This window comes from Aquamicrobium sp. LC103, assembly GCF_001014615.2.
Taxonomy (GTDB): Bacteria; Pseudomonadota; Alphaproteobacteria; order Rhizobiales; family Rhizobiaceae; genus LBCQ02.
Genome location: NZ_LBCQ02000017.1, coordinates 70,291 through 97,081 on the forward strand (window position 1 = coordinate 70,291; position 26,791 = coordinate 97,081).

Consider the following 26,791-nt stretch of genomic DNA (forward strand, 5'->3'; position numbering starts at 1 on the left):
TGCGCCAATTCGACACCGAATTCCGATCGTAGCACCAAATGGGTTGACTCGGCTTTTAACAAGATACAGTGTCTCTTATGTAAGAACATAGTTTCTTTATTTGAAACTTTCCTGGGGAGGAGCAGATGGTTCGTCCAGTAAGCGTAGCCGCTGGCTGCGCGGTATTGATCGCGTGCGTCCCGGCCGGTTCAGCCAGTGCGCAAGAAACCGTTTCATTGAGGGTGGGTGATGTTTACCCGCAGGGCCACTACATGGCGGAAGCGCTCGTGAAGCCGTGGATGGACCAACTTAAAGAACGGCTCGGCGAGCGGGTAGAGGTAAGCTACTTCCCTGCATCGCAGCTCGGTAAAGGGCCGGACTTCCTTTCCCTTACTCAGAGCGGCGCTGTCGATGTGGGCGTCATCGTTCCTCCACTCGTTCCAGACAAGTTTCCGCTGTCCGCCGTTGCAGAGCTGCCTGGATCTTTCTCCGAAGGCTGCGAAGGCACCAGGGCATTCTGGAAGCTTGCCCGAGAAGGCGTGCTGAAGGAGGAGGAGTTCGACCCGAACGGCATCCATCTGCTGCTTGCGCTTGTCCTGCCTCCCTACCAGTTGTTCAGCTCGAAGCCTGTTGAAAGCATCGAAAGCTTCCGGGGGCAGAAAATATACGCCACGGGCGGAGCCAAGGACCTCACCGTGCGTGCGGTTGGAGCAGTGCCCATCAGGCTGGCCACCAACGAGCTCTACGAATCCTTGTCCCGCGGAACAATCGACGGCGGCCTGATGGGCTTTGGAACAGCGCTGTCCTACAGCGCGACGGAATACGCTCGATACGCAACGACGGGAGAGAATTTCGGCAGTGGCGTCATCACATACGGAATAGCGAAACCCCGTTGGGAAGCCCTGCCGGAAGATGTCCGCGCGGCGATGGACGAACTTGGTGAGAAAATCACGTTCGACGCATGTGCTGCCATCGACGCTTCCGTCCCGCAGGATGCAGCCAAGATGAAGGCGGGCGGCGTAACACTGGTCAAGTTACCGGAGGCCGACAGGTCCAAGGTCGACGCCGCGATGGCAGGTATCGCGAACCAATGGGCGGCAGAGCTTGACGGCCAGGGCCGCAAGGGCACGGCAGTGCTCGATGCTTTCCGTTCCGAACTGGGAGGACACTAACATGACCGCTTCATCACTGAAGCTCCGGTGGTGCATTCTTGGGACTGGCATTGCGTTCGCACTCGCCGCCGGAGCCGCGGCGGCACAGGAAACGATAAGCCTGCGGGTTGCAGACCATTACGCTCCGAGTTCGCTGACACGGCAGTACACGATCCAGTACTTCATGGACCTCGTGAAGGAGCGCAGCAGTGGCCGCGTCGAATTCCAATACTTTCCGGCCGAGCAGTTGGGGAAGGCCCGAGACATGCTTGCTCTCACCCAGCAGGGCGTCGTCGACATCGGCCTCGTTGCGCCTTCCTACGTCCCGGAGAAGATGCCGCTGTCGGCAGTCGCCGAGCTGCCTGGAACCTATGCCAGTTCATGTGAAGGCGGAAAAGCATACACCAAGATCGCCGCCGAAGGACCGTTGGCGGAACGCGATTTCATGGAAAACGGGATCCGGCCTCTGATCGTGTTCATGCTGCCGCCATACCAGATAGTCACTCGCGATCCGGTGACGTCGCTCGACGACTTCTCGGGCCTAAAACTGAGATCCGGCGGAACGGCCCAGGACCAGACAATCACCGCACTGAACGCCGTTCCGGTCAGGATGAGCGGAGTGGAGGTTTATGAATCCCTCAGCCGCGGGACGCTGGACGGCGCGGTCTTTCCTCTTCAAGCGACAATCGACTTCCGGCTCTCAGAAGTCCTAAAGAATACGACGCGCTCGGCGAATTTTGGTGGCTTCGCGACGACCTATTCGATCTCCGAACGGGCTTGGAACGGCATTCCCGACGATCTGAAGACGGTCATCGCCGAGGCCGCGTCCGAGACTGAACGTCATGCTTGCGAAAGTCTCGACCGCGACGACAAAGGTCCTGCTCTCGAGCGGCTCGCCGAAGCAGGCGTGCAGGCTACGGAAATGCCAAAGGCGCTCGCTTCAGAGGTCGCTGTCAGGCTCAAGGACATTGGAACCCGGTGGGCAGCCTCCGTCGACGCCCAGGGTCTCGCCGGGACGCAAGTCCTCGAATCCTTCCATGAAGCACTCGGAATGGGAAACTGACACGATGAACGCCAACGCAGACCAGCGCTCGCTAATTGCGGCCGACCTGCCGGAGAATGACCTCGAGATCGCCCGGTCGATGATCGGGATGCCGATCCGAGCCGAACTCTGGAACAATGAAGCCACGCGCGACACGATCAGGCACTACGCCTGGGGCATCGGCGACGACAATCCGCTCTACAGTGATCCCAAATATGCGGCGGGCACGAGATGGAAGGGCCTTATCGCGCCACCGACGTTCTTCTTCGGGGTTTTCGATGCGGTGGTCGCGCCTGGTCTGCCCGACGTTCAATGGTTTTACGCAGGAGCGGACTGGACGTTCTTTGAACCTGCACGACGAGGCGACGAATTCTCCGTCAAAGCCGAATATTCCGACGCCAGGCCAGTCGGCGGAGATATGGTCGGGAGAATGATTTTACAGACTGGCACTGTGGAATACTTGAACCAGGATTCGAAGCTGCTCGCCCGTGTTGAAAGCCACTGCTTTCGGGTACCCCGTCCAGGCGCAAAGGGAGCTTTGAAGTACGAGGCGCGCGATCCGCAGGCCTATTCCGCAACGGAACTGGAGGACATCCAGAAAGCCGTCCTTACAGAATATCGGCGCGGGGCCGAGACGCTGTTCTGGGAAGACATCGAACCAGGAGAAGTATTGCCCGGAACAACGCGTGGCCCCCTCACCCTCATGGACATGACATGCTACTACGCGGGCGCAGTCGGCACCTCGGGATACAAGTCGACCAAGCTGCGGTGGAAATACCGGCACTGGGCACTGAACGACCCCGAGCGCCTGCCAAACAACTACGATCCCAGTTATTATGCGGCCTCGGTCCTGCCCTCGATCGGGCATCAGGACGCGAAGGTGGCCGTCAGCGAGGTCGGAATGCCCGGCCCCTACGACAACGGTCCCCAGAGGATCGGCATGGTGTCAACCTGCGTCACCAACTGGATGGGCGACGATGGCTTCATGCGGTCGCTTAGCGTGCGCCTCCACAAGCCCGTCATCTTCGGCGACCTCACAATCACCACTGGTGAGGTAACGGGCAAGCGCATCGAGAACGGACAGGCGCTCGTCGACATCGCGCTTCGCGCCACGAACCAGCATGGCGAAACCACAGCTTCCGGCACCTCCTGCGTGGAGCTGCCGAGGCGGCGATCATAGGGAGACGTCGATGTCCGACTTCCTCCTGAGAACCAATCGAGCAGTCCAGATAGTGGAGGAATTCCTTCTTGTCCTTGCCGGGATTGTCACCCTCGTGATCATGGCGGTGGTCGGCGCAGACGTATTCATGCGGTACTTCATGCATCGGCCATTCAGTTGGTCCTATGACTTCATTGGCATCTACATGGTGCCGCTGGCCTTCTTCCTGGCACTCTCGGCCACTTTCAGCCGCAATACCCACATCTCGGTTGACATCCTCTACCTGCGGATGAACCGCCTCTGGCAGCGGGCCGTGCGCCTCGCCGTGGCGGTCGCAACGCTTCCCATGGCAGCCTGGATCGTCTGGCTCTCGGCCATGGATGCCGAAGCACGCTGGGCCAAGAACGAGGTCATTTCCGGTGCTGTTCGGTGGCCAACTTGGCTTCCGGCCGCGATCGTCGCTGCTGGTTTCCTCGTCCTGACCATCAGGCTGGTTCTCGATCTTGTCGCGCTTCTCCACGCGTTGCTGACGCACACACGCGATGTGCCTGGCGAGTCTCCTGAACGTGCCCGCACCCACACAGAGGTTGAAACGCTGTGACCGCATTGCTCGGAACGCTGTCTCTTTTTGGGTTGCTTGCGATCGGTATGCCCGTGGGCTTCGCCATGCTCCTCGCCGGAGCTTTCGGTCTCTGGCTCTTCGGCGGCACGACGCTTCTTGTCGGATACCTGACCACCACGCCGCTCGCATCGGCATCATCCTTCGAGTTGATCACGGTGCCGATGTTCATCCTGATGGCCGAATTCGTGATCCTGTCCGGCGTGGCGAACTCCCTGTTCACGGCTGCGGCCACTTGGGTCGGCCGCGCGCGCGGCGGCCTTGGCATTGCTACAGCCGTCGCCGGCGCAGGATTCGGAGCAATCTGCGGCTCAAGTACCGCTTCGGCTGCCACGCTTTCCGCGACAAGCGTCCCTGCCATGCTTGAGCGCGGATACGAGCCGAAAATGGCGACGGGCGTGGTGGCAATCTCCGGCACGCTGGCCATGCTCATTCCGCCTTCCATCGCACTCGTGCTCTATGCCATCATCGCTGACCAGAACATCGGCGACCTGCTGATCGGTGGCGTGGTTCCGGGCATCATTGTCACTCTGGCGATCGCCTTGACGGTCTACCTGCTGGCGTTACGACGGCCGGAGTCGGCTCCCCGCGGCCCCTCGTTCACTATGCGGGAGAAGTTCGCCTCCCTAAAGGTGGCAGGGCCCGTCATTCTGCTCTTCATGGCGGTGACCGGAGTAATCTATCTCGGCGTGGCCACACCGACGGAGGCCGCTGCCCTCGGGGCAATCGGTGCCTTCCTGATCTGCCTGGCCTACGGGAAGATCAGCCGTCGCACCATCGTTCAGGCCATCACGCGCAGCGCGGCGACGACCTGCATGATCTTCCTCATACTGATGGGGGCCAAGTTTTTTGGATACTTCTTCACCCTCACCCAGGTGACACAGAACCTCATCGGCTTCGTCGACGACCAGCAACTCTCGCCGGCCACCGTCCTGGTCTTGGTCCTAGTCCTTTACTTCATACTCGGCTGCTTCATGGATCAGGCCGCCATCTTGATCCTCACGGTGCCCGTGCTGCTGCCACTCATGATCTCCCTGGGCTATGATCCCGTGTGGTTCGGCGTGGTCGTCATCGTCATGGCAGAGATCGGGTTGGTGACGCCACCACTCGGCCTCAATGCGTTCGTTGTGGCGAAGTATACGGGAAGACCGCTTGAGGAAGTTTTTTCCGGGCTGTGGCCGCACATCCTTGCTCACCTGATCGTCGTCGCCATCCTCTGTCTCTTTCCAGAGACGGTGCTATGGCTGCCGGGTCAGATGCAATAGCCGGGATTACGCACGTGACCAAATTCTCCCCAGACGATTTTACCTACCTCAACACGGGCACCAAGGTCGTCATGAAGGCCGGCGCCGCCGACTTGATCGAAACGGAGCTCGAGCGGCTGGGCTGCCGTAAAGTCATGGTGATAACCGGGCCAAGCGCCAGCAGGTCGGCGGCGTTCGGCGAGATATCGGCAGCACTGGGCCACCGCCTCGTGTCGGTCGTCTCCGACATTCCCGCCCATACTCCGGAAGATTTCGTTATGAGGTCCGCCGACGAGGCCCGCAGCCGGGGTATCGACGGTCTTCTCGCCTTCGGCGGCGGCAGCGCGTCCGACTGCGCCAAGGCAATCGCCATCGTGCTGGCGGAAGGTGGATCTATCTCCGAACACAGCTCGAGCTTCACACCGCCCGACGACTTCAGGCCAAAGGAACTCCATCAGCCCAAGCTCCCGATCATCGCCGTGCCGACCACGGCATCGGCAGCGGAGGTCACGCCGGGCCTCGGAGTCCGCGGGGCCGACGGCCGGAAGATGCTATTCTGGGACGTGAAGCTCTGTCCCCGCCTTATCGTCCTTGATCCCGAGGCGAACCTGGAAGTTCCGTCACGAGTGATGGCGGAGACAGGGATGAACGCCTTGGCTCACTGCGTCGAGGGGCTGTATTCACGGCTCCGTAATCCGATCTCGGAGGCGATCGCCCATCAGGGATTGAAGATGCTCGCCTCGGGCCTTCCCGCAATGGTCGCCGAGCCGGACAACACCAATCATAGGGCGCGCGTACTGGCAGGAGCTCATCTGTCTGGAATGGTAATCTCCAACGCCCGAGTGGGAATCCATCACGCCATCTGTCATTGCTTGGGAGCGCACGCAGGTCTCGGGCACGGAGAGTCGAACTCGATCATGTTGCCTTACGCGATGGCCTTTAACGGCGATGCGGCGGCTGGCGAGTTCGTCGAGATGGCGGTCTCGCTCGGGGCGGAGCGCACGACAGCTATCAACAACCCGACGGACATCGCGGTCGAGCGCGTGAGGGCACTGCAGCGCGTAATCGGCGTTCCCTCAAGGCTCAGGGATACGAAGATTGAACGCAGGGCCCTGCCGCACGTCGCGGCACAGACGTTACTCGACCGCGGAGTGTTTTTTAACCCACGCCGGGTGGAAACCGCCGAGCCGATCCTCGACATTCTGGAGGCCGCGTGGTGACACCGCAGTCTGCCATCCCGCGAGAGGCTGCGGCATGAAATCGCTGGATTCAGCCATGCGCGTTCTGATGGCCTTCATGGCGGACCGCCGCAGCATGGGCGTTATGGAGCTGTCTGAACGGCTGGACCTCCCGAAGAGCCAGGTGTCAAAGGTGCTCGCGACCCTGAAAAAACACGGGCTGGTCGTGCAGGATACCGAAAGCAGGCGCTACGTGGTTGGCATCAGGGCATATGCCCTGGGATCTCGGTACGTCAATTTTGATCCCCTGACACGCGAATCCTTGCCGGTCATGCATGCCATCGTGCGGCAGACGGAACACAGTGCACGTCTGTCGGTGCGCGACGGTGACGAGGTTCTTTACCTGATCGGCGTGGAAGGTCCGCAATTCTTCGACACCGGCTTCCGCGCCGGACGATGGCTTCCCTGGCACGGCTCGTCGGCAGGCCGGGTGCTTCTCGGATATTTGCCGGACGCCGATCTCGACCGCATCCTGGCCGCGAGGCCTCTGGAGCCCGTGACTGCCCATACGACCGTCAACGTCGAAACGCTACGGCGAACGATCAAGGAATCGAAGCAGCGGGGATACGATGTCCAGCGTAACGAAACGACCATCGGGGTTGCCACCATCGCCGTGCCCATCATCGGACCTGCAGGAGACGCAATAGGCGCCCTGAGCCTCGTGTTTCCCGAGAGCCAGCTGTCTCGGAACGATGAAGCCGCCTATGCCTCAAAGCTGCACGGCGGTGCCCGGCTTATCTCGCTGCGTATGGGCAGCATGTCCTATCCCTTCACCACCGCCTAGTCGGCCTGACCGACGATGATGGCAAATTATGTCCAGAAACAGGAGGAAATCCATGGACGCTAACGTGACAGCCGATGCCGTAGCCGCGGGCCGCGAGCACTTTATGGAAACACTCGGCAACGTTCCCGAACCGATCCGGGCGATGATGGAGTATCTTCCCGAACACTTCGCGGGGTACCTCCAGTTCCGAGAAGCGATCTACAGTAAACCATCGGAATCCGGACATCTGGATCTGAAGACGAAGGAGCTGATCTACACGCTTCTCGACATCCTCACCCATAATTTGGACGGCGCGAAGAACCACGGCCGGGCAGCATTCGAGGCTGGCATGACGAGCACCGAACTCGCCGAAGGCTGCATGCAGGTCATGCATGTGTGCGGCGTAACGACGTGGGGGAAGACTGGTTACAAGGTCGTCGACTTCATCACCGAGCTCGAACGCGGCCGCGGCTGAAGGCAGCGTGAAGGTGGCGCGATGAACTTTGCAGGTTTCCTCGAAATGCATGCCCGCGGTCAACCGGATGCCCTGGCCGTCGTCGACCGTAGGCAGAGGCTCTCATACGCAGAGCTGGACCGAGAGGCCAGTTGCTTTGCCGACCATCTGAGGGAGCTTGGCCTGTCGGAGAGCGACCGGGTTGCCGTCTACATGCCCAACAGGGCGGAGATGGTAATCGCATTGCTGGGAACGATGAAGTTTGGGGCGATAGCTGTACCACTGAACTGGCGGCTTGCGACCGCAGACCTCATCGCCCCCCTTGCTCATCTCGCGCCGTCGCTGATCGTTACGACGGTGGAGCTGTCCGGCAACCTGCCCGAGGGCTGCCGGACCCTTGTGTGTGGAGAGAGCCATGGCGAGGGGACGTTCTGGCAGGCGCTGGCCGGTCGGGACAATCGCTTCAAAAGCGTGGGACGGCAATCCACCGATATTGCCAACCTGCTCATGACTTCTGGCACCACTTCGGTACCGAAGGCCGCGATCCACACTCATGGCATGCGCGTAGCGATCGCCGCCACCATGGCCGACTGCTTCGAAATGTCGTGCCGCGATATCGGCTTGGCGATTTCACCGCTTTTCCATACAGGTGGCTTCAGCGTGTTTGCCAATGCAATCTTCTGCGGCGGCGCTCTTGTCCTCCAGGAAAAATGGAACGTCGAGGAATTTGTTCGCTTGGTGGCAACAGAGCGGGTGACCTTCCTGCACCTTGTGACGACCCTGGTCGTCGACATCGTGCGCGCGGACGCAAATTTGTTTGAAGGGCTCGACAAGACCATCCGCTTCACGTGGGGCGGAGGGCATTCGGCGGATCCAGGATTGTTCGAGGAGTTCGAACGGCGCATCGGCGGCACCTTCTCTCAAGGATACAGCCGAACCGAAGGCGGGATCACCTATAATCCGATCGACCGCGCCAAACGCTCGTTTATCAACAATGGCATCCCTAACCGGAACAACTCGTTGATCGCGATCCTTGACGAGTCCACCTCGTATCCGCGCTCGGATGGAAAGATGGGCGAGATCGCGGTCGCCGGCGACGGGGTATCACCGGGCTACTGGGATCGCGACAAGGTGGTATCGATCAGCGCCAAAGGTGGTCTATGGCAGCCGACAGGCGATCTCGGGCGGTTCGACGACAATGGCGCCCTTGTCTTCGTCGGTCGCGAAGACCACTTGATCAAGACCGGCGGCGAGAACGTCTACCCATCGGAGGTGTCGGACGTCCTGCTGGCTCTTGACGGAGTGTCAGATGCTGTCGTCGTAGGGGTTCCCGACGAGAGGCTAGGCCAATGCGTCGCCGCTCTGGTAGTTCCTGCTTCAGACGACATTAGTCCCGAAAGCATCAGACAGATCTGTCGTCGGTCCCTGGCAGGCTTCAAGGTGCCGAAGCATATATCGCTTGTTCCTTCTCTGCCAAGGCTCGGATCCGGCAAGGTTGACTTGGCAGCGTGCAATAGGTTTCTCAAGGACAGAATGGCTGAAACGACATCTGCAGCTTGCTAGGCACTCGAAGGTTTTGACATCAGTAATTAGCTGCTTGCGGGCCGAAGATGCTTTGTTGTCCAACGTTTCTGATCGGGGTAGAATGTCGGCTTCCCACCAGATCGAGCATCCGGCAATTGCGGTTATAGCTCGACCGCTGACGACCTCATTGGGGACATTTCGCAGAGGTCCGGCTATCTAGCAAATTGCAGCGCGTCTCCGTTGAGGCAACGAGGTTTCAGATGGCAGCTCAATACTCCCGAGAAGTTCTCACTGATCCGTATGGCTTACTATCGGCGTTGCGGGACTTTTTCCTGACTTCGGAGATGAGAATTTAGTGCAGGACATTCGCACGGGTGATGCCAACCTCCACACAGTAATGACAGCATTTTCATCCTCGTTCGATGCTGCTGCTGAAAAGCCCCCAACTGACGGGTCTTGCTTGTCTGATAAGCCACTGCGTCGCGTTTCCCGACCCTCTGGAAAACGCGGTCGGCACCTGCTTCCTCGAGTATCTGCACCAAAGACAGACGGCGACTTCTTCGGAAACGCCTTTCGTCCGATGTGATTGCCTACGTTCTCGCCCACTAAGATCGTCTGCCTCGGCGACCGCTATCCAACGCTCACATCACGCGCCTCATCCTCCGCGAACCGCCGTCAGCCAGCTTCCTGCTTGTTGGTTGCGAGATACACGCTCCGATCTGGAATCTACAATCTGCGCCATTTTGGTGCAGCCAAAAACAACGGCCGCCGACCCATTGCACGTTCGTCAGCTGTGGCTCCTGCTGCACCCGGACGTTGCCGGTATTCGAGATGACGATTGACTTTCAGTGGCAATTTATGCGCAAAAGATAATTGAAATCGAAGACGCGACGGGAGATGAAATTTCCCCACATCGCGCTGAATCCGGCCTTTCATGTGGAAGAGCCAGAATAAGCGCAATTGGAATCGATAGGGTCGGCACTTCATTTTTGCACATAGGTGAGCAGTATGCCTTTGAATCAAATCCTCGATAAATTCGCAGATACCCTCCCGTTCGATATCTATTGGCAGATCAAGATCGTCGCTACTGGCGAAACGCTAGGGCGAGGCGAGCGTACCGTTCTTCCGTCGGCAAGCGTGCGCAAGATTTCGGTACTGATGGCCGCTCTCCGTGCGGTACACGAGGGAAGGCTCGATCTTTCCGCGCCGGTGACGATACGCGCCGAAATGCAGGAGGGGATTCTCTCCGGCGTGTGCCAGTATATGACGCCGGGTCTCGTCATACCGATGCGCGATGCGATGCTGCAGATGATCATCACCAGCGACAACATCTGCACCTACGAGGTGATGAAGGATCTGGAGGTGGAGGAGTTCACGGACTACTGCCTGCGCATCGGTATGGTCGACACCGTGCACCGCACCCGCCTTCCTCCAGTCGGCCTGGCAGCGGATCATCCGTTGGAAGCGGTGACGACTACAACGGCCAGCGATCAGGTTCACTTGCTCGATCTCATCCTGCGGGGCTGCGACGACACCGCGGCCGCTGATCAGCTTATGGTCACTCCCGAACTTTGCCGCATGGCGATGCAGTTCCTCACCTGGCAGCGCTATCACAACATGATCCCGGCGCTCCTGCCGCTGGGGACCATGGTAGCGAACAAGACAGGCTGGGGCCAACGCGGTTGGATGGATGCCGGCATCGTTTTCCGTGACGGCAAACCTCTATACATCGTCAGCGCGACGACCGATCAGGTGCCGGATACGATGGCGGACGGCCTGCCGGGACAGGCGGCGGCCACCCACGCCATAGCGCGCCTGTCACGCGCCTGTTGGGATTGCCTCGCCTGATCAGAATGCCTCGATATGGGCGACGATAATGCGCTCCAACTCATAAGGATTGTGGGTCGCGATCGCGTCAACGATCTTGTGGTGGTCCCTGCTGCTGGCCTCCAGCCCTTCACGGGAGCGCCAGCGCCCCGTGGTAGCCTGATGGCTGCGGCTCCTTAGCTGCTTGATCATGTCCGAGAGCACGGCGTTGCCGGCGATAGCATAGAGCTTCTCGTGGAACTCGTAGTTGGCGCGCGCCTGGTTTCGACGTCCTTCCGTGGAGATGGATTCGTCGAAGGCCTCGGCCAGCGCGCGCAACTCGACCACGTCGTCTTCCCGCGCGCGGGCGGCAATCATCGGCGCGGCGCTGCGTTCGAGCACGATGCGGACGAAACGCGTGTCCTCGCGTGCGGTTTCATCCGGCATAGCCACGCGGAAACCCGCATTGGCGACATGGTCCACCAGACGGAGGCTCTTAAGTTCGTCGAGCGCCCTGCGGATATGGAACGGACTTGCCTGATGGTTGCCCTGAAGCTCGTTCAGCTTCAACCAGGCGCCCGGCTCGTAGACACCGAACACGATGTCGTTGCGGATCTCCTGCACCAGCGTGGCAAGCTGTTCCGCCGCTTCCTTCGATTTTGCCATGCGCTCCTCTGCCAGGTCATTTCCGATCCTAAAACAAATGCCAGCGCCATTCGAGACGCTGGCAGAATACCGTCCAACTTTCCGGACGGACTACTTGATCGCGACGTTCCAGAGGCGGATCGCTTCCAGCGGCGAAGCCTTGAAGCCGTCGAGCCTGTTGTTGACGCCATAGGCGACCTCGACGTGATAGAGGCTCACGGCTGGGACCTCTTCGATAAACTTCTCGTAGAGCTGGTTCGATATCGATTTCATCTTGGCATCGTCCGCGGTCGCCATGCCCTCGTCAAGCAGGGCGATCGCTTCGGGATCCTTCCAGACCTTACGCGATTCTGGTCCGATGATCCGTTCCCATGCACCCATAGGGTCGAACCGGCCAGAATATCCGAACGATTGTGCCTGGTAGTCGCCTTTGGTGTAGTGCTCCAGCTGGAGGCCCCATTCCAGTGTCTCGATCGTGGCATTGATGCCTGCGGCCTGCAGCATCGCCTGGACGATCACCGCCTGATCGAACATCAGCGAATAGGCCTTGTTTGCGATCAGTTTGATCGGCTGGCCGGCATAACCCGCTTCGGCCAGCAGCGCCTTTGCCTTTTCCACGGACGGCGCCATGTCTGCCGGTTTCTGGTAGATCTTGCTCGTCGGAGAAACCGGTGTCGTGCTGCCGGGCCAGAGTCCGAATGAAACGCCGCCGCCGACCCCGTTTACATCGATCGCCGCGGCGATCGCCTGGCGGATGCGCACATCCTTCAGCAGCGGATCGTCCATGCCCAGAAGCAGCGAATACCAGACCGTCGTGGGAGACGACGAGACGTGCAGGTTCTGCTCGGCCTCGAGTTGCGGGATGGATTGAACCGTAATCGGCGCGACGTCTATGTCGCCGGAACGCAGGCCGACTGTGCGGGCGGAGGGGTCCGCAACAACGCTGAAGCGCACGGCCTCGACCAGCGCCTCCTTGCGGCCGGCCATGCCGGTAGGTTCGTCGGTGCGGGGCGAATAGTCGGCAAACCGCGTCACATCCGTGTATTCGCCAATGCGGCGCTCGCCCAGCACGAAGGGGCCGGTGCCGATCGCCTTGTTCCAGCTACCGTCCTCGGCGACCGAATCGGGATGAAGGATCGGCGTTTGCGCGCAATCCGTCCGGGCCATGTTGTAGAGGAAGCTGCCGCTCGGCTGCTCCAGAGTGAACACCACCGTCATCGGGTCCGGCGTTTCGACAGAGGCGACCTTGATGGCGCCGTCGAAGACGCCTTTGCAGCGCCAGATCGAATTCTCGGCCATCAGATATTGCCAGCTCCACTTGACCTCGGCCGAGGTCAGCGGCTCTCCATTGTGGAATTTGACGCCCTCGCGCAGGCGGAAGACGTAGCTCTTGCCCTCGTCCTGCACCTCCATGGATTCCGCCAGCACCGGTTTGACCTCCAGGGAGTCGGTGAAGCCGACGAGCCCTTCCACCACGTGAAGATGCACTTCGTCGGACATCCCGTCGCGCTCGCGGCGTGGGTCCATGCCCCTGATGTCCTCCGCCATGGCGACGGTAACACGATCTGTATTTTGTGCAAAAACTGGCATGCTGCTCGCCGCCGTTCCAGCAAAAAGCAGCGCCAATCCCATTGTACGTCCACTCATGACTACCCCTTATAGCTTTGATGTTCAGGACGATGACAAAGTTTATGCGCAAAAAATTCAACTGCGCAATCGAAAAATCGTTTGCGCTGGTGCTTCGTCTATACCGGCCTGGCCGTTTCAGCCGATGCGGCCTTACTTTGCGGATCGATCGATGGAGACGCTTCCACGAGGGCGCGGGTATAGTCGTGGGCCGGCGCGTCCAGAACTCTGCCCGCGGGCCCTTCCTCGACGATTCTACCGGCCTGCATGACAACCACCCTTTGCGCGACGCGGCGCACGGCGGTCAGGTCATGGCTGATGAAAAGGCAGGCGAAGCCATGCTGGCTCTGCAGCTTGCGGATCAGGTCGAGCACCTGGGCCTGGATAGTCATGTCGAGTGCGGAGACAGGCTCGTCGGCCACCACCAGCCTGGGTCTGCGCACGAGCGCGCGGGCGATCGCTACGCGCTGGCGCTGCCCGCCGGAAAGCTGGTGCGGATAGCGGTTCCCGAAATTCGCCAGGCCAACTTCACCCAGAACCTCGCGAACCCTTTCATCCTTCTGCGCGTCCGACATCACCGGCACATGACGAAGCGGCTCGCGCACGATGCGGCTGACGCGCTGACGCGGATCGAGAGAAGAATAGGGATCTTGAAAGATGAGCTGGCAGGCAAGACGCGCTTCGCGGTTTGCTTTCCCGCTATCGTCGACGATCTCCTTTCCAAGGAATTCGACCGTTCCCGCCGTCCGGGCGACCAGGCCAAGCATGGCTCGGCCAAGAGTGGTCTTGCCCGAGCCGCTGCCGCCGACGACAGCAACGGTCTCACCCTCACCGACGGAAATGTCGAGTTTCGAGACCGCCTCGAACTCCTTGCCGGTGGCACGATTTCGATAGGAAACGGTCAGGCCCCTGGCTTCCAGCAGCTGCCTATTCGCGCCCGACCGGGGCGGTGGTGAAAGATCGCCTTTGCTCGCAGCCGCGATCAGTTCCTTAGTATAAGCATTGGCCGGGCGCCGGACGATTGACGCCGTGCTCCCGCTTTCGACCACCCTGCCCTCGCGCAGAACCGCGGTATGCTCAGTATAGCGGTCAACCAGGCCGAGATTATGGGTTATCAGCAGGACGGCAGTGTCGAAATCGCGCGCCAACTCCAACATCAGGTCGAGAACTTCGCGCTGGCTCAACGTATCGAGCGCCGTGGTCGGTTCGTCGGCAATCAACAGTTTGGGACGGAGCATCATCACGGAGGCGAGCAGGATACGTTGCCGCATGCCGCCGGAGAACTCGTGCGGGTAGGCCGTCAGGACGGATCTCGGGTCGCGAAGCTGCACGCGCTCGAGCATCTCCACCGAACGCTGCCTGATCTCGTCACGCGTCAGGCTTGTGTGAAGCCGCATCGCTTCCGCCATCTGCGTACCGATCGTCATGACCGGGTTGAGCGTGACCATCGGCTCCTGGAAAACCATGCCGGCGACCGGTCCGCGCACCTGTCGCAGGCGGCGCAACGAAGCCGCGGCAACATCCTCGCCGGCAAGCATGATACGTCCGCCTGTGATCGACAGGCCGGGCGGCAGGAGTTTTATGATCGAACGCGCAGCCATCGTCTTGCCGCTGCCGGACTCGCCGACCAGAGCGCCGATGGTGCCACGGTCGAGCGTATAGTCGATCCCGTGCAGGATCTTCATGCCGCCGGGCGCAGAGACTTCCAAGTTCTCGATTCTGAGGAGCGGCATGTCCTGCGTCATGCGACAGCCATCCTGGGATCAAAGCGGTCGCGCAGTGCGTCGCCGACCAGATTGGAACCGAGAAGAGCGAGCGCGATGCACAAACCCGGTGAAATGCTCAACCACAAGGCCTGTTCGAAATAGGGGCGGCTTGTCGCCAGCATGTTGCCCCATGTCGGCGCCGGAGGCGGTACGCCTAGGCCGAGAAAGGAAAGCCCGCTCTCTGCGAGGATGACCCAGCCGAACATAGACGTCGCCAGCACGGAAATCGGGGCCAAGCAGTTTGGGAGGATGTGCGCGGCAAGTGTGTAGAGTTCGGAATTGCCGATCGATCTCGATGCCTCGATGAACTCCTTTTCCCGTACCGACAGAACCGTGCTCCGCACAACGCGGACGACGGCCGGCATATAGGCAATGGCCAGGGCCAGCGTTATGCCCATTCCGCCGGCCCCAAGAATCACGATCAGCACAAGGGCAAGCAGAATGCCCGGAAAGGCCAGCACGGCATCTGTTACCGCCATCAGGACGCGGTCGAACCAGCCGCGCAAACCTCCAGAAACAAGGCCGATCATCGTCCCGAACACGACGGCAAACAGCACTGTCGCAGTGGCGATTCCCACACTTGTTGCGGCGCCCGCCATGATGCGGCTCAGTATGTCGCGGCCGAACTCGTCAGTGCCCAGCCAGTACTGTCCCGACGGCGGCTGCAACCTGTTCATCATGTCAAGCAACATCGGATCATAGGGCGTCCAGACGATCCCCAGTATGGCAGCGACAAAGAGAACAGCCAGTATTGTCGATCCGATCAGCAGGTTGAAACGTGTCGGCATAGCTAGACCCTCGCCACGCGCGGATCGAAGACCGGATAGAGCAGGTCGACGACGAGGTTGATCATGACGAAGACGCTTGCCGTCAGTAGCAGGCATCCCTGCACCACCGGGTAATCGCGCGCATAGATGGAATCGACGAGAAGACGCCCGATGCCGGGAAGCGTGAAAACCGTCTCTAGGACCGCGATGCCCCCCAGGAGATTTCCGAGCAACAGGCCTATCAGCGTCAGTGTCGGGCCAAAGGCGTTCGGCAAAACGTGTTTTGCCAGCACCTTCCATTCCGAAACACCTTTGGCGCGGGCATGCGCCACATATTCAAGCCGCAATATCTCGATGGCGCTGGCACGCGCCATGCGTATCAGGACGCCGGCCTCGATGAGAGCCAGTGTTGCCACCGGCAGAACGATGAAGGAGATCGCCCGCAGGAAGTCTTCATTGAAACCGACATAACCGAGCACCGGTAGCCAGCCGAGCTTGAGCCCGAACAAAAGCAACATCAGCAGGCCGAGCCAGAAACTGGGGACGGAAAGCAGCAGTGTTGCCAGCGTGACGACCAGAAAGTCGGACAAGCTGTTCTGGCGCCATGCCGCGAAAAGGCCCGCAGGAATGGCGATCAGCACGGCAAGGCTCATAGCAACCAGAACGATGACCGCGCTTACCTGGAAACGGTCGAGAATAAGCGGGAGCACTGCCTGTCCCGTTCGCGTGGAGGTGCCGAGATCACCTCGGAGCACGTCGCCTACCCAATAAAGGAACTGGATGGGCAAAGGCTGGTCCAGTCCCCAGCGCTGCCGCAGGATCTCAAGCTGAGCCTCGGTCGCGGATTCGCCGAGCATCAGGGAGGCGGCATCGCCCGGCACCAACCGGATAAGAACGAACACGGTCACCGCGACCAGCGACAAGGTGATCGCACTCATTCCCAGCCGCTTGAGCAGATAGGCCGCCATAGCTTCGTTCTCAGGCCGCCATCGCCGGATCACCCGACAAGGCGTAGGTGCTCGATTTTGTGTTGAGGGCGGGTAGTGGCGTCAATTCCATGGTGCCGGCCGTGCTGTCCATGACAAGCATGGCCACAGTCGCCGTGAGCGCGCCATAGGGATTGGGACGCGGCGGTCGGCAAACGGACCAGGGGTCCCCGAAATTGTCGCGCAGCGCCTCGACCAGATCGGCCTTGCTGATCTTGCCACCCTTGAGCAACAGTCGTTCGCGCACGCGGTGATCCCGATAAAGGCTGTCTGGCGTCGTGAGGATGCCGGTATCCTTGTATTTTGCGAGGCCGGCCACGCTGGTCCAGTGATTGGCATGCACAATCATCCCGTCCGTTGGATAAACCGCGAAGGTTTCGGCCGGCGCGCATTCGAAATCAATGGCGACTCCATCGCGATGGCTGAGGATGAGATTGTTCGACGTGAGCGTCTCCGTCGATGCGATCACTCCGATGGCCTGTGCATAGGTTTCCGCCTCGAGCACCTTGCGACGCACAAGCGCCAGCGGGACGCCGGGTTTGCGAAAATCCTGGTCGGATTCGATATAGTTGGCCGTAACCGCCAGACCATCCGCGTTCATGCCGGCCCGCGCCACAGCACCCGCCTCGGTGAATGTCAGGACGTCAGGCCCGTCGTCGCGCCTTATCCGTACGACCACGGACGTCGATGCACATTCGGCCTTCCAGTCCCAATTGAGCGCGTGGATCAATTGGCCCGTCGCAGACGCCTGCGGCAGGATCACCACGCCGGTGCACCCGTCCGGCTCTTCCTTTTCGCGCTGCCTGTTCGCAACCACCCTCGCCTCGTGCAGAAGCTCCGTGCGGGCATTGAGGAGAACGATCGACTCGAACTCGACGCCGGCACCTTCCGCTATACCTTCCATTTCTTCCACCAATGTCGGCGCGAAATCGCGAATGCGCGGAAGATAGGATTCGACGTGTCGACGGATCGACGCGGTGTCGAGGCCACAGGCGGAGAACTGGGCGAGATAGTGCTCGATACCCCGCGCTATCCTTGCGGATGCAAATGCTCCGTACTGCCGACCTCTGTCGCGAGGCCCTCCTGATATTTCGACGAACGGGAATTGCATGGGTTGCATCTCTGCCTCAATATTTTTGCGCATAAATTCGTAGCGGCATAAAATTCATCTGACAAGCGTCTTCGTGAAAGCGGGGGCCATTTTCATCCGGCCTCCCGCTCCGCCATCAGCCGGGCGATTGCCAGATCGCCACTTTCTCCGCGTTGCGCCAGATTGGCGATCACGCGCAGACGATCTTCCTGCGGATGCGTCTGGCTGAGCTTCTCGACCCCTTCGATCGCGCGAGCCTTCACGCGAAAGGAACGGATGTGCGGCAGGAGCGCCTCGACACGGCCCTGCGGCGCATCTTCCAGATGCCAGGCATCACCTCTCCTTGAGCTCAGCCTTTCCGCCGTGAGCTGAAGTACAGCAAGGCTTTCTGCTGAATCGTCAAGGGGCGTCAGCGTTCCCTGCACCTGGGCGGCGATATAGTTCCAGGTCGGAACCTGAGGCTTTTGCCGGTACCAGGCGCCGGATATGTAGGCGTTCGGACCGGAGAAAATCAGCAACGCGTTTTGGTCTGGATGAAAGCCGTCCGCCTGCGGATTTCGCCTCGCGATATGGCCGACGAGATCCATTTCCTCCGCCCCCATGGTTTCGAAAAACACCGGAGTAGCGGTGGCATGCATACCTTTCTCGTCGGTCGTCACGACCGCTGCAAAAGGATGGTCTCGAATGATCGAGCGGGGATTCGCGGCAGCATAATGCGAGGGAACGAACATCGAAGGCAAAATTTCCCATTGATTTTTGCGCATAAAATGTCAGAATTTTACGCGAAATCAAGTGGGGAACAGGAAGCAGAATGACGATCGACCCGGATATCGAGGCCATGTTGGCAGCGGCCGCGCCCCGGCGTGTGACGCCAATACGCGAGGTTTCGGTCAAGGACATGCGCGCGGGTTATCGCACCCGATACAACGAGCGAAGCGTCATTCCATCCGAGCCCACATCGCAGCATCGGATCGAGATCGGGAAAGGAGCCGATGCGTTTGCCGTCGTGATCTACAAGCCGTTAGGGTCGGCCAAACCTCTACCGCTCATAATCTATTTCCATGGCGGAGGTTTCGTACTCGGCGATGCCGAAGCGTATGAGCGCCAGTCTCGCAACATCGCGCTCGCCTGCAATTGCGCCGTCGCCTTCGTCGATTATCGGAAAGCGCCCGAATGCCCGTTTCCGGCAGCCGTGGACGACAGTGTAGCGGCGGCCCGATGGCTACTCGCCAGCGCATCCAAGCTGGGCCTGGACGCGAAGCGTGTGACGCTGATGGGCGACAGTGCCGGCGGCAATCTCGCCATCAACGTGGCCCGCTATTTCGGCGCGGAAAACCGGGACCTGTTCCGCCTGCTTTGCTTGCTCTATCCGGTCACCGACTTCAGACCGTATTTCGGCATGACCGCCGCGTCAGCTTCGGACGAAGAGTTTGCCCTCGGCAAGGGGCTGGATTTCGACCACATGTGCTATTTTGGCGAGCAGTATCTGGTTGACGGCGCACTTGCCGACGATCCAAGTGCTTCTCCCATTGTCGCGACCGATCTCGACGTCCTGCCGGATACGGTCATCTTCGCAGCGCGAAACGACGTCCTTCGCGATCAGGGGTGCGCGCTCGCTGACCGCCTGTCGGCTCAGGGCGTGAGCGTGGAGTATCGCTGCTTTGATGCGATGATCCACAACTTCATGGGCCATAGTGCCGTATCAATCAAAGCCAAGGAAGCTTTCAACGACGTTATCCGACTGTTGAATGAGAGACTTGCTGTGCTCCACGGCGCCTGCGCCGAAAAGGTTGAGTAGCTGACGCGGGCGTGATTTCGAATTGGGGTACCGAAGCCTGTCAGCGAGATCGGATGTGGACGCAAGACCGCGCCGGTGTTCGCCAAACAGCGACTATTCGCTCAGCACTGTCCATGGCGGGCGGTTTGGACCGGCCCCGGCTCTGCCGTCCGCGGGGAGCCTAGCGAATGAAAAGTTTCGGGGCGGTGACAAGACTCTCTACGTCGAGCCCAAAACCGTCGTATACGACGCTGCCATCGGGCGCGATAACGACGAACCAAGGAGTACCGCCGGACCAGTATGCCTCCATGATCGCAGGCACTATCTCTGTTGAGGTGGAGTTGGCGGCGGCGTGCCCAAAGGGAACCCGTAGTCCGTATCGTCGCTGATTTTCCCGCAGACGGTCGAAGGTGTTGACGTCCGATCCTTCGAACACGGTCTGGATGGCTGCAAGGCCAACGCCTTTAAATTTCTCGGCAAGAGTCACGAATGCGGGAAAGCCGTGTGCATGGCAGCCCGCACACCAGTCCTGAAAGAAATAGAGTATTCTGAAGCCTTGCCCCAACTCTGCCAGGGACAAAGGGCCGCGCTCGTCGCCGCTTTCATCGATCCACCGGACATGCTCGAGCGGAGGTGCAGGCAGACCCACAATTCCCGTTTTCATGAACTTCCCCATGAGCGGCTCGCGGCGTTGTACCGCGAGCCGCGGGTTTACTTTAAACGGCAGCACCGGCCCTGTGCGGCAACACCCAATCGGGGCGTGCAAAATGGCAGGTATATCCGTTCGGAATACGTTCGAGATAATCCTGGTGCTCGGGCTCTGCCTCCCAGAAATCACCGACCGGCTCGACTTCGGTGACGGCCTTGTCCGGCCATAGTCCCGAAGCATCGACGTCCGCGATCGTATCGAGCGCAACAGCCTTCTGCTGATCGCTGGTGAAATAGATCGCGGAACGATAGCTCGTGCCACGGTCGTTCCCCTGACGGTTCGGCGTCGTCGGATCATGGATCTGAAAAAAGAACTCGAGCAGCCGACGATATGTGATCTGCGAGGGATCGAAGTCGATCTCGATCGCCTCGGCATGGGTGCCGTGATTGCGATAGGTCGCATTCGGCACGTCGCCACCGGTGTACCCGACCCGGGTCGAGATCACACCGGGCAGCTTGCGGATGAGATCCTGCATGCCCCAAAAGCAGCCCCCCGCGAGAACAGCACGTTCAGTCTTCATCAGATGTCCTCCACCTGGTTGAGATATTCACCATAACCCTGCTCCACCATCTCGTCGCGGGGCACGAAGCGCAGCGAAGCGGAATTGATGCAGTAGCGCAGGCCGCCGCGATCACCCGGTCCATCAGGGAAAACGTGGCCGAGATGGCTGTCGCCATGCGTCGAACGCACCTCCGTCCGGATCATGCCGTGGCTTGTGTCACGCAGCTCGTTCACGTTTGCGGATTCGATCGGCTTGGTGAAGCTCGGCCATCCGCAGCCCGACTCGTATTTATCCGACGATGCGAACAGCGGTTCGCCCGAGACGATGTCGACATAGATGCCAGGTTCTTTGTTGTAGAGAAGCGCACCAGTTCCAGGACGTTCGGTCCCGCTCTGCTGCGTCACCCGATATTCCTCAGGCGACAGCCCGGCGATCGCAGCTTCTGTTTTCTTGTAGGCAGCCATGAATTTCTCCTTCGAGCTCATGCCAGACAAAATGGATATTCGATCCGAAGGTGTCCAATACGCGGCGGCTATAGTTTCGATGTGCGGCTGACATGTCCCAAGAATTCACGACCGCACATAACGCTCGATGAGCACACGGAGCTGTCGCAGTGCCGCTGCCGTTCCGGATCCCGAAATCGACTGAAATGCGACCGAGCGCGACAGCTCCAGCGTATCGACCGGGCGCAACGTCAGACCGTTAACGATTGCCGACCGCTCGGGCAGCATGCAAACACCTACGCCTTCCGCCACGGCTTGTTGAATCAAATCCTCCCGTTCGGACCTGAGACGCGGGATCATGATAATCGCGCGCTCGTGTAGATGGTTTTGCACGCGCGTGCGGAATTCGCATTGGAGCCGATCGAGGTACGGTTGCTCCGACAGCTCGACAAGCGAAACCGAAGCCTGGTTTGCCAGGCTGTGCCCCTGTGCCATTGCCAATAACAGTCGCTCGTTGAACATTTCGACGGTAGCGACCTTGGTGTTTCCGGCTATTGGATCCGTGCAGAAACACCCGTCAATTTGGCCGCTGAGGAGGAGATCCAAACCCTGGTCGCGCGTAATCGGCTGGAGAACCAGTTCGAGCATCGGCATTTGGCGAAGGGCATGATTTAGGAAACCCGTAATCAGCGCCGGCGCGATGGTATTAACGATACCCAGCGTCAAGGTTTCACGGCGGCCGCGAACCCGATTGAGGGATATCGCCCGAACCCGCTGCTCACGATCTACGATTGCAGCGAATTCGGAGCGGATGTCGCGTCCGAGGGCTGTCAGTCGACTATCTTTTCCGTCGCGATAAACCAACGTTCCGCCCAACTCCTGTTCGAGCCGCTGTATCGCGCGGGTGAGTGTGGGCTGAGACACCCCGCTTCGCATGGCCGCTTCGGTAAAATTGAGGGTGTCCGCCAGGTTCAGGAAATAGCGAATCTGGTTGAATTCCATTGTTCTTCCTCCAGCGCCGACCTCAGTTCGAGCAAGCGCTGTCGACCGCAGCAATTAACGAGCCGCATGGAAACTATACATGCCAGCTATTGGCAATTTTCGCTCCGCACTGCGACAACTGAAATGACCAACGAACTACCAGCTTGCTACCCATACCCGCCAGCAAGCGGCATTTCCACCAGAGAGGCTAACGGCCAGGAGACAATTCCGATGAAAGCAATTGTGGTAACGGATCAGTCTGCGGGGACGGCTGGGATGAAGCTGGTGGAACGGCCCGAGCCACAGGCAGCGATAAACGACGTGGTCGTTCAGGTTCATGCGTCAGGATTCGTTCCGACTGAGCTGGAGTGGCCTTCGACCTGGGCCGATCGCCGCGACCGTGACCGGACGCCATCGATCCCTGGGCACGAGCTGGCCGGAGTGGTCACCGCTCTAGGCTATGGGACCACGGGGCTGTCGGTGGGACAGCGGGTGTTCGGCCTCGCGGATTGGCATCGAGATGGCACGCTGGCGGAGTATGTAGCCATGGAGGCCCGTAACCTCGCGCCATTGCCGGGCGATGTCGACTTCATCGTCGGCGCGAGCTTACCGATATCGGGCCTGACCGCGTGGCAGGGACTGTTTCAGCACGGCCGCCTTCAGGCAGGCCAGAGCGTCCTCAGTCACGGCGCGGCTGGCGCAGTGGGTTCGATGGTGACGCAACTCGCACGAGAGGCCGGCGCCCATGTCATCGGAACCGGACGTGCCGACGACCGTCAAAAGGCACTCGACTTCGGCGCAAATGAATTCGTCGATCTCGAGAACGACGCCCTGGAAGACATAGGCGGAGTCGATCTGGTGTTCGATGTCATCGGCGGGGACATCCAGAAACGCTCCGCAGCCCTGATCCGAGCCGGAGGGATGCTGGTGACTGTCGTCGGGCCGGCTGAGTCACGGCCCACCGACGGCCTGGCGATTGACTTCGTTGTCGAGTCCGATCGTCGCCAACTGAATGAGATCGTCCAGCGCATACGGGACGGACGACTGCGGACGAACATCGGTAAAATCGCGACCCTCGACGATGCCGTCGCCACCTTTAACGCGACCGAGCGACGCGCGGGAAAGACGGTTGTCCGCGTTCGCTCGTGATGACTCCGAGGAACAGCCCTTCACCTGCAGCGTGAGCGTGCGCACGAATACGCAGAAGGCGGCAGAGAAAGGTTTCCGCTGTTTCTTGACCGAGAGAGATGAGGCAACGGCGCAATGTCTGCTTGCCCTCCTCGCGTTGTCCAGCCGGACGGTCCCGCTCCCGGCGCCCTGGATTGCCGCAAGGCACCCGCGTGTCACTCACGCCGCCCGACCCCCTGACATTCGCAGATAGCAGATAATGTCGATGCTGCGATCGAGCTTGGGGCCGTGCCGGTCTCTGTCCATGCGCCGCTCTTTCCACTCTATCGATCGGATCGACAGAGTGCCGCAGCACGCAATGCCATTCTACGCTTGGCGGCGATTCCGGAAACGATGTTCCCATATGCCGCCAGAATTGAAAGTCTATTAATCTAGTCGACATTACAGATTTTGATACGCTTCCAGCATAACAAGGAGGCGCCGATGAATACGGTCAGTGCAATTGAATTCGGTGAACAGATTCGATCGATCGAGGAGGGTTCGCCGATCCTCGGCCCTGAAGGCAAGGAATTGCGCCGCCAATTGCTGTCGGCGATCGAGCATCTACGTTCGCGCGGACTCCTCACCAACCCGCGCTCGGCCAATGCCAGCGTGCGTCTTACCGACACGGATGACCATGTCCTCGTTACCGCCCGCGGCATGACCGCAGACATCGGCGAAAACGATTTCGGCGTGGTGACGCTCGATGGTCAGTTTGTGAGTGGCAGCCTTGGGGCGGGCGTACGCTCGGTCATTGCAATGCACACCCATGCCTACAAGCGTCCGGGTGTCGGTGCCGTGATCCACACCCATTCGATCAATGCTACCGCCTTCGCGGTCGCCCAGGTTCCTATTCCCGTCCATTACGAACCCATGGTGACCCGGGGCCAAAAGGTACCCGTCCCGGTCAGCCCCTATGGGGAACGGAATTCCGGTGGGTTGGTCGGGCAGCTCGACGGTTTTCTGGCCACCCAGCCGGATACGCGCGCCGTCCTTCTGTCCAACCATGGATTGCTGGTGTTCGACGAGACGCCACAGGCCGCCGCACAGCTTGCCGCGACCATTGACGAGGCAGCGTCAATCTTCATTCGTGCCCAGGCTCTGGGTGGATCCCAGCCTTTCAATTTGAGCTGATCAAGAGGCTCCCATGGATATTCTCTGGTATGTTGTGAACCGCGACGGTCGTTACCCCTGGGACCCAAGTTGGAACCGGCCTGTCGGCATCGACTATCTGCGCGCGCTAGCGACCACGATCGACGCTCGCGGTTATTCGGGCGCACTTTTCGCCACCCAGCCCAATGGTGGACTTGATCCGTTCATCACTGCAGCAAGCCTTGCGGCGCACACGCGACGGATGCGGTTTTTGCTGGCGGTTCACCCGTCGCTGTTCACGCCGAGCCAGTTGGTGAAACTGACGACCACGCTTGATCACAATATCGGCGGCAGGCTGGTCCTGAACATCGTGAATGGGCATACGAGCCTCGCGCCGGCCGGCGTGCATCTTGCGCATGACGAACGCTACCGCAGGTGCGACGAGTTCCTCGAGGTTTACCGGCGCATGATGTCCGGCGAGACCGTCGATTTCGATGGCGAGTTCATCAAGGTCAGCGGGGCGAAGGCGGAGTTCCCATCCCTGCAGAAGCCCTATCCTCCGCTCTGGTTCGGAGGCTCGTCGGACGTCGCCATCGACGTGGCGGCCAAGCACATCGACAAATATCTGACTTGGGGCGAGCCGCCGGCGGAAACCGCCGCTGTCGTCAAGGATGTCCGTGCGCGGGCGGCCCGGCACGGCCGGAGAATCGGCTTCGGCATCCGGCTCAACCTCATCGTGCGCGATACTGACGAAGAAGCCTGGGACGCAGCCCAGCAAATGCTGGATAGCGCAACGGATGAAGCGATCGAAAAGGTTCAGCAAAACAATCGCAAGCAGGACGCAGTCGGCCAGGACCGTCAATCGGCATTCCATGGCGGCAAGCGCCCGAAACACGCGCGCGATCTGGAGCTCCATCCCAATGTCTGGTCCGGTTTCGGGCTGCTTCGCAATGGCCCCGGCATCGCCATCGTTGGTGGCCCGGAAGCCGTTGCTGAACGCTTGATCGAATACAAGTCGATCGGCGTGGAATCCTTCATCCTGTCAGGCAATCCGTTCCTCGAGGAAGCTCACCGATTTGCCGATCAGGTGATGCCGCTGCTTCCGCTCGACGACAGCTGGCAGCAACCGCATGAGCGTGCCGAACCCTATGCCTGGCCAAGCGAGGCAAAGGGCATTCCTTCCGATAAACGCAAGCCGGAAGCGGCCTGACGTATCCCCCAAAAGAACTGGCGAAATCGGGAGAAAATCGATGACCGCTGCAATCACCCGGCGCCATGCTTTCTTGGCCGCCCTCACCCTGTCGGCGGCCGCCGTGCTGTCGATAGGCACAATCCCTGTCGCATCCTCTCAGAATTTCGAGAAGATCCGGATCGGGGCCCCGTTCGGCGCCGTTCCCGGCATCAAGACCGCTATTGAGGAAGGTATCTTCGAGCGCGAAGGCATTGAAATCGAGATCGTGACGCTTGCCGGCGGCCCCAACATCCTGGCAGCGACCGTCGGCGGTTCGCTCGAAATCGGATACGCCGATCTCTTCGCTTGGATCGGTGCCCGTGAGAACGGGTTCGACCTGACCTTCCTTCAAGCGGCCAACGGGCGCGGCAATTCCGACTACATCATAGCCTCCGCCAATAGCGGGATCGAAAAGCCCGCAGATCTCGCAGGCAAGAAGATCGGCACTGCCGCGCACGCTCAGTCCCGCCTGCGCGTTCGCCTCTACCTGGAACGTTTCGGCGTCGATCCCGACTCGGTCGAATATGTCATCATCAATCAGCGCGAAACTGTCGGCGCCGCGCTTGCGTCCGGCCAGATCGATGCATCGATTGCTTCCGACCCGCATGTTGCCCAGTGGGAGCAGCAATATGGCGTCAAGATTCTGGAAGGCCGGCCGTGGGAGCAGATTCCCGAGCGCACGAGCACGGCCGGCTATTTCGCCACCACGGCTTGGATCGACGCCAACCCGGATCTCGCTGAACGCTTTGTGAAGGCTGCCCGTGAAGGCTCGAGCATCTACAATGCCTACACGGCCGAACGGAAGGCCGGGATCTCGCTCAAATATGACGACATAGACCTGTTCGAACTGGAAAAGCAGGTGCCGGGCGTAATCGAGCGTCTGAACGACGTCAATGCGGCTCAATCAGGCCCGGCCGATCTTGGCGCAATCCGCGAGTGGCTGGAGATCGCGCATGCCAAGGGTGTGATCAACCAGGTCATCGATGTCGAGCCGCTTCTGTACAAGACCGCGACCGCGCCGAGCCTCTAG

26 protein-coding genes are annotated in these 26,791 nt (G+C 60.2%); 15 read left to right on the forward strand and 11 right to left on the reverse strand.

What is annotated here, in order from left to right; all coding sequences use genetic code 11:
- The first annotated feature begins 125 nt into the window (after positions 1 to 125).
- From dctP (XW59_RS27055) to XW59_RS27100, 10 genes are all read left to right on the forward strand, one after another.
- Positions 126 to 1,151 (forward strand): TRAP transporter substrate-binding protein DctP, encoded by a 1,026-nt coding sequence (dctP, locus tag XW59_RS27055; protein ID WP_047144391.1) that lies wholly within the window; start codon positions 126 to 128, stop codon positions 1,149 to 1,151.
- A 1-nt stretch (position 1,152) separates the two neighbouring features.
- Positions 1,153 to 2,193: a TRAP transporter substrate-binding protein DctP gene (gene dctP / locus XW59_RS27060; RefSeq protein ID WP_047144392.1), complete on the forward strand. Its 1,041-nt coding sequence runs from the start codon at positions 1,153 to 1,155 to the stop codon at positions 2,191 to 2,193.
- A gap of 4 nt (positions 2,194 to 2,197) precedes the next feature.
- Positions 2,198 to 3,352 (forward strand): MaoC family dehydratase N-terminal domain-containing protein, encoded by a 1,155-nt coding sequence (locus tag XW59_RS27065; RefSeq protein ID WP_047144393.1) that lies wholly within the window; start codon positions 2,198 to 2,200, stop codon positions 3,350 to 3,352.
- A 10-nt stretch (positions 3,353 to 3,362) separates the two neighbouring features.
- Positions 3,363 to 3,932, forward strand: coding sequence for a TRAP transporter small permease (locus tag XW59_RS27070; protein WP_170990231.1), 570 nt, complete (start codon positions 3,363 to 3,365; stop codon positions 3,930 to 3,932).
- Positions 3,929 to 5,215: a TRAP transporter large permease gene (locus XW59_RS27075; RefSeq protein ID WP_047144395.1), complete on the forward strand. Its 1,287-nt coding sequence runs from the start codon at positions 3,929 to 3,931 to the stop codon at positions 5,213 to 5,215. Before XW59_RS27070 ends, XW59_RS27075 begins: the two co-directional genes overlap by 4 nt.
- 14 nt (positions 5,216 to 5,229) lie before the next feature.
- The gene (locus tag XW59_RS27080; protein WP_170990232.1) at positions 5,230 to 6,414 is read left to right on the forward strand and encodes an iron-containing alcohol dehydrogenase; all 1,185 of its coding nucleotides are present in this window, start codon (positions 5,230 to 5,232) and stop codon (positions 6,412 to 6,414) included.
- A 34-nt stretch (positions 6,415 to 6,448) separates the two neighbouring features.
- A complete protein-coding gene (locus XW59_RS27085; RefSeq protein ID WP_047144397.1) occupies positions 6,449 to 7,216 on the forward strand; it encodes an IclR family transcriptional regulator in 768 nt (255 codons plus the stop codon).
- Between the two features lie 52 nt (positions 7,217 to 7,268).
- The gene (locus tag XW59_RS27090; RefSeq protein WP_047144398.1) at positions 7,269 to 7,670 is read left to right on the forward strand and encodes a carboxymuconolactone decarboxylase family protein; all 402 of its coding nucleotides are present in this window, start codon (positions 7,269 to 7,271) and stop codon (positions 7,668 to 7,670) included.
- Positions 7,671 to 7,691: 21 nt separating this feature from the next.
- On the forward strand, positions 7,692 to 9,212 hold the full coding sequence (locus tag XW59_RS27095; RefSeq protein WP_082137471.1) for a class I adenylate-forming enzyme family protein: 1,521 nt from the start codon (positions 7,692 to 7,694) through the stop codon (positions 9,210 to 9,212).
- 975 nt (positions 9,213 to 10,187) lie between these two features.
- Entirely contained in the window at positions 10,188 to 11,021 is an 834-nt protein-coding gene (locus XW59_RS27100) for a serine hydrolase (protein WP_246666240.1), read from the forward strand.
- Here the strand turns inward: XW59_RS27100 and XW59_RS27105 are convergent, their stop codons facing one another.
- The 7 genes from XW59_RS27105 to XW59_RS27135 all read right to left on the reverse strand — a co-directional run bounded on the left by XW59_RS27105 (position 11,022) and on the right by XW59_RS27135 (position 18,590).
- On the reverse strand, positions 11,022 to 11,645 hold the full coding sequence (locus XW59_RS27105; RefSeq protein ID WP_047144401.1) for a GntR family transcriptional regulator: 624 nt from the start codon (positions 11,643 to 11,645) through the stop codon (positions 11,022 to 11,024). It abuts the gene before it with no gap.
- Positions 11,646 to 11,735: 90 nt separating this feature from the next.
- A complete protein-coding gene (locus XW59_RS27110; protein WP_170990233.1) occupies positions 11,736 to 13,151 on the reverse strand; it encodes an ABC transporter substrate-binding protein in 1,416 nt (471 codons plus the stop codon).
- A 218-nt stretch (positions 13,152 to 13,369) separates the two neighbouring features.
- Positions 13,370 to 14,995, reverse strand: coding sequence for an ABC transporter ATP-binding protein (locus XW59_RS27115; RefSeq protein WP_206077762.1), 1,626 nt, complete (start codon positions 14,993 to 14,995; stop codon positions 13,370 to 13,372).
- Entirely contained in the window at positions 14,992 to 15,804 is an 813-nt protein-coding gene (locus XW59_RS27120; RefSeq protein WP_047144403.1) for an ABC transporter permease, read from the reverse strand. The genes XW59_RS27115 and XW59_RS27120 overlap by 4 nt, the downstream gene beginning before the upstream one ends.
- Before the next feature lie 2 nt (positions 15,805 to 15,806).
- Positions 15,807 to 16,751, reverse strand: coding sequence for an ABC transporter permease (locus XW59_RS27125; protein WP_047144404.1), 945 nt, complete (start codon positions 16,749 to 16,751; stop codon positions 15,807 to 15,809).
- A 10-nt stretch (positions 16,752 to 16,761) separates the two neighbouring features.
- Positions 16,762 to 17,913 (reverse strand): C45 family peptidase, encoded by a 1,152-nt coding sequence (locus XW59_RS27130; protein ID WP_052958045.1) that lies wholly within the window; start codon positions 17,911 to 17,913, stop codon positions 16,762 to 16,764.
- A gap of 59 nt (positions 17,914 to 17,972) precedes the next feature.
- On the reverse strand, positions 17,973 to 18,590 hold the full coding sequence (locus tag XW59_RS27135; RefSeq protein WP_170990234.1) for an FMN-binding negative transcriptional regulator: 618 nt from the start codon (positions 18,588 to 18,590) through the stop codon (positions 17,973 to 17,975).
- Between the two features lie 80 nt (positions 18,591 to 18,670).
- Between XW59_RS27135 and XW59_RS27140 the strand changes: the two genes are divergently transcribed.
- Positions 18,671 to 19,657 carry an alpha/beta hydrolase gene (locus XW59_RS27140; protein WP_052958047.1) on the forward strand — a complete coding sequence of 329 codons (987 nt, stop codon included), beginning with the start codon at positions 18,671 to 18,673 and terminating at the stop codon, positions 19,655 to 19,657.
- Between the two features lie 160 nt (positions 19,658 to 19,817).
- On the opposite strand, the gene XW59_RS27145 is transcribed toward XW59_RS27140, so the two are convergent.
- The 4 genes from XW59_RS27145 to XW59_RS27160 all read right to left on the reverse strand — a co-directional run bounded on the left by XW59_RS27145 (position 19,818) and on the right by XW59_RS27160 (position 22,292).
- Positions 19,818 to 20,300: a thiol-disulfide isomerase gene (locus XW59_RS27145; RefSeq protein WP_047144573.1), complete on the reverse strand. Its 483-nt coding sequence runs from the start codon at positions 20,298 to 20,300 to the stop codon at positions 19,818 to 19,820.
- 52 nt (positions 20,301 to 20,352) lie between these two features.
- Positions 20,353 to 20,865 carry a peptide-methionine (S)-S-oxide reductase MsrA gene (msrA, locus tag XW59_RS27150; RefSeq protein WP_047144405.1) on the reverse strand — a complete coding sequence of 171 codons (513 nt, stop codon included), beginning with the start codon at positions 20,863 to 20,865 and terminating at the stop codon, positions 20,353 to 20,355.
- On the reverse strand, positions 20,865 to 21,311 hold the full coding sequence (gene msrB / locus XW59_RS27155) for a peptide-methionine (R)-S-oxide reductase MsrB (RefSeq protein ID WP_047144574.1): 447 nt from the start codon (positions 21,309 to 21,311) through the stop codon (positions 20,865 to 20,867). The genes msrA and msrB overlap by 1 nt, the downstream gene beginning before the upstream one ends.
- Before the next feature lie 105 nt (positions 21,312 to 21,416).
- The gene (locus XW59_RS27160) at positions 21,417 to 22,292 is read right to left on the reverse strand and encodes a LysR family transcriptional regulator (protein WP_047144406.1); all 876 of its coding nucleotides are present in this window, start codon (positions 22,290 to 22,292) and stop codon (positions 21,417 to 21,419) included.
- 210 nt (positions 22,293 to 22,502) lie between these two features.
- Between XW59_RS27160 and XW59_RS27165 the strand changes: the two genes are divergently transcribed.
- From XW59_RS27165 to XW59_RS27180, 4 genes are all read left to right on the forward strand, one after another.
- Positions 22,503 to 23,420 carry an NADP-dependent oxidoreductase gene (locus tag XW59_RS27165; RefSeq protein WP_047144407.1) on the forward strand — a complete coding sequence of 306 codons (918 nt, stop codon included), beginning with the start codon at positions 22,503 to 22,505 and terminating at the stop codon, positions 23,418 to 23,420.
- 462 nt (positions 23,421 to 23,882) lie between these two features.
- Positions 23,883 to 24,572, forward strand: a complete 690-nt coding sequence (locus XW59_RS27170) for a class II aldolase/adducin family protein (protein ID WP_136068049.1) — start codon at positions 23,883 to 23,885, stop codon at positions 24,570 to 24,572.
- A 13-nt stretch (positions 24,573 to 24,585) separates the two neighbouring features.
- Positions 24,586 to 25,740, forward strand: a complete 1,155-nt coding sequence (locus XW59_RS27175) for an LLM class flavin-dependent oxidoreductase (protein ID WP_052958049.1) — start codon at positions 24,586 to 24,588, stop codon at positions 25,738 to 25,740.
- Positions 25,661 to 26,791, forward strand: a complete 1,131-nt coding sequence (locus tag XW59_RS27180; RefSeq protein WP_082137473.1) for an NrtA/SsuA/CpmA family ABC transporter substrate-binding protein — start codon at positions 25,661 to 25,663, stop codon at positions 26,789 to 26,791. The genes XW59_RS27175 and XW59_RS27180 overlap by 80 nt, the downstream gene beginning before the upstream one ends.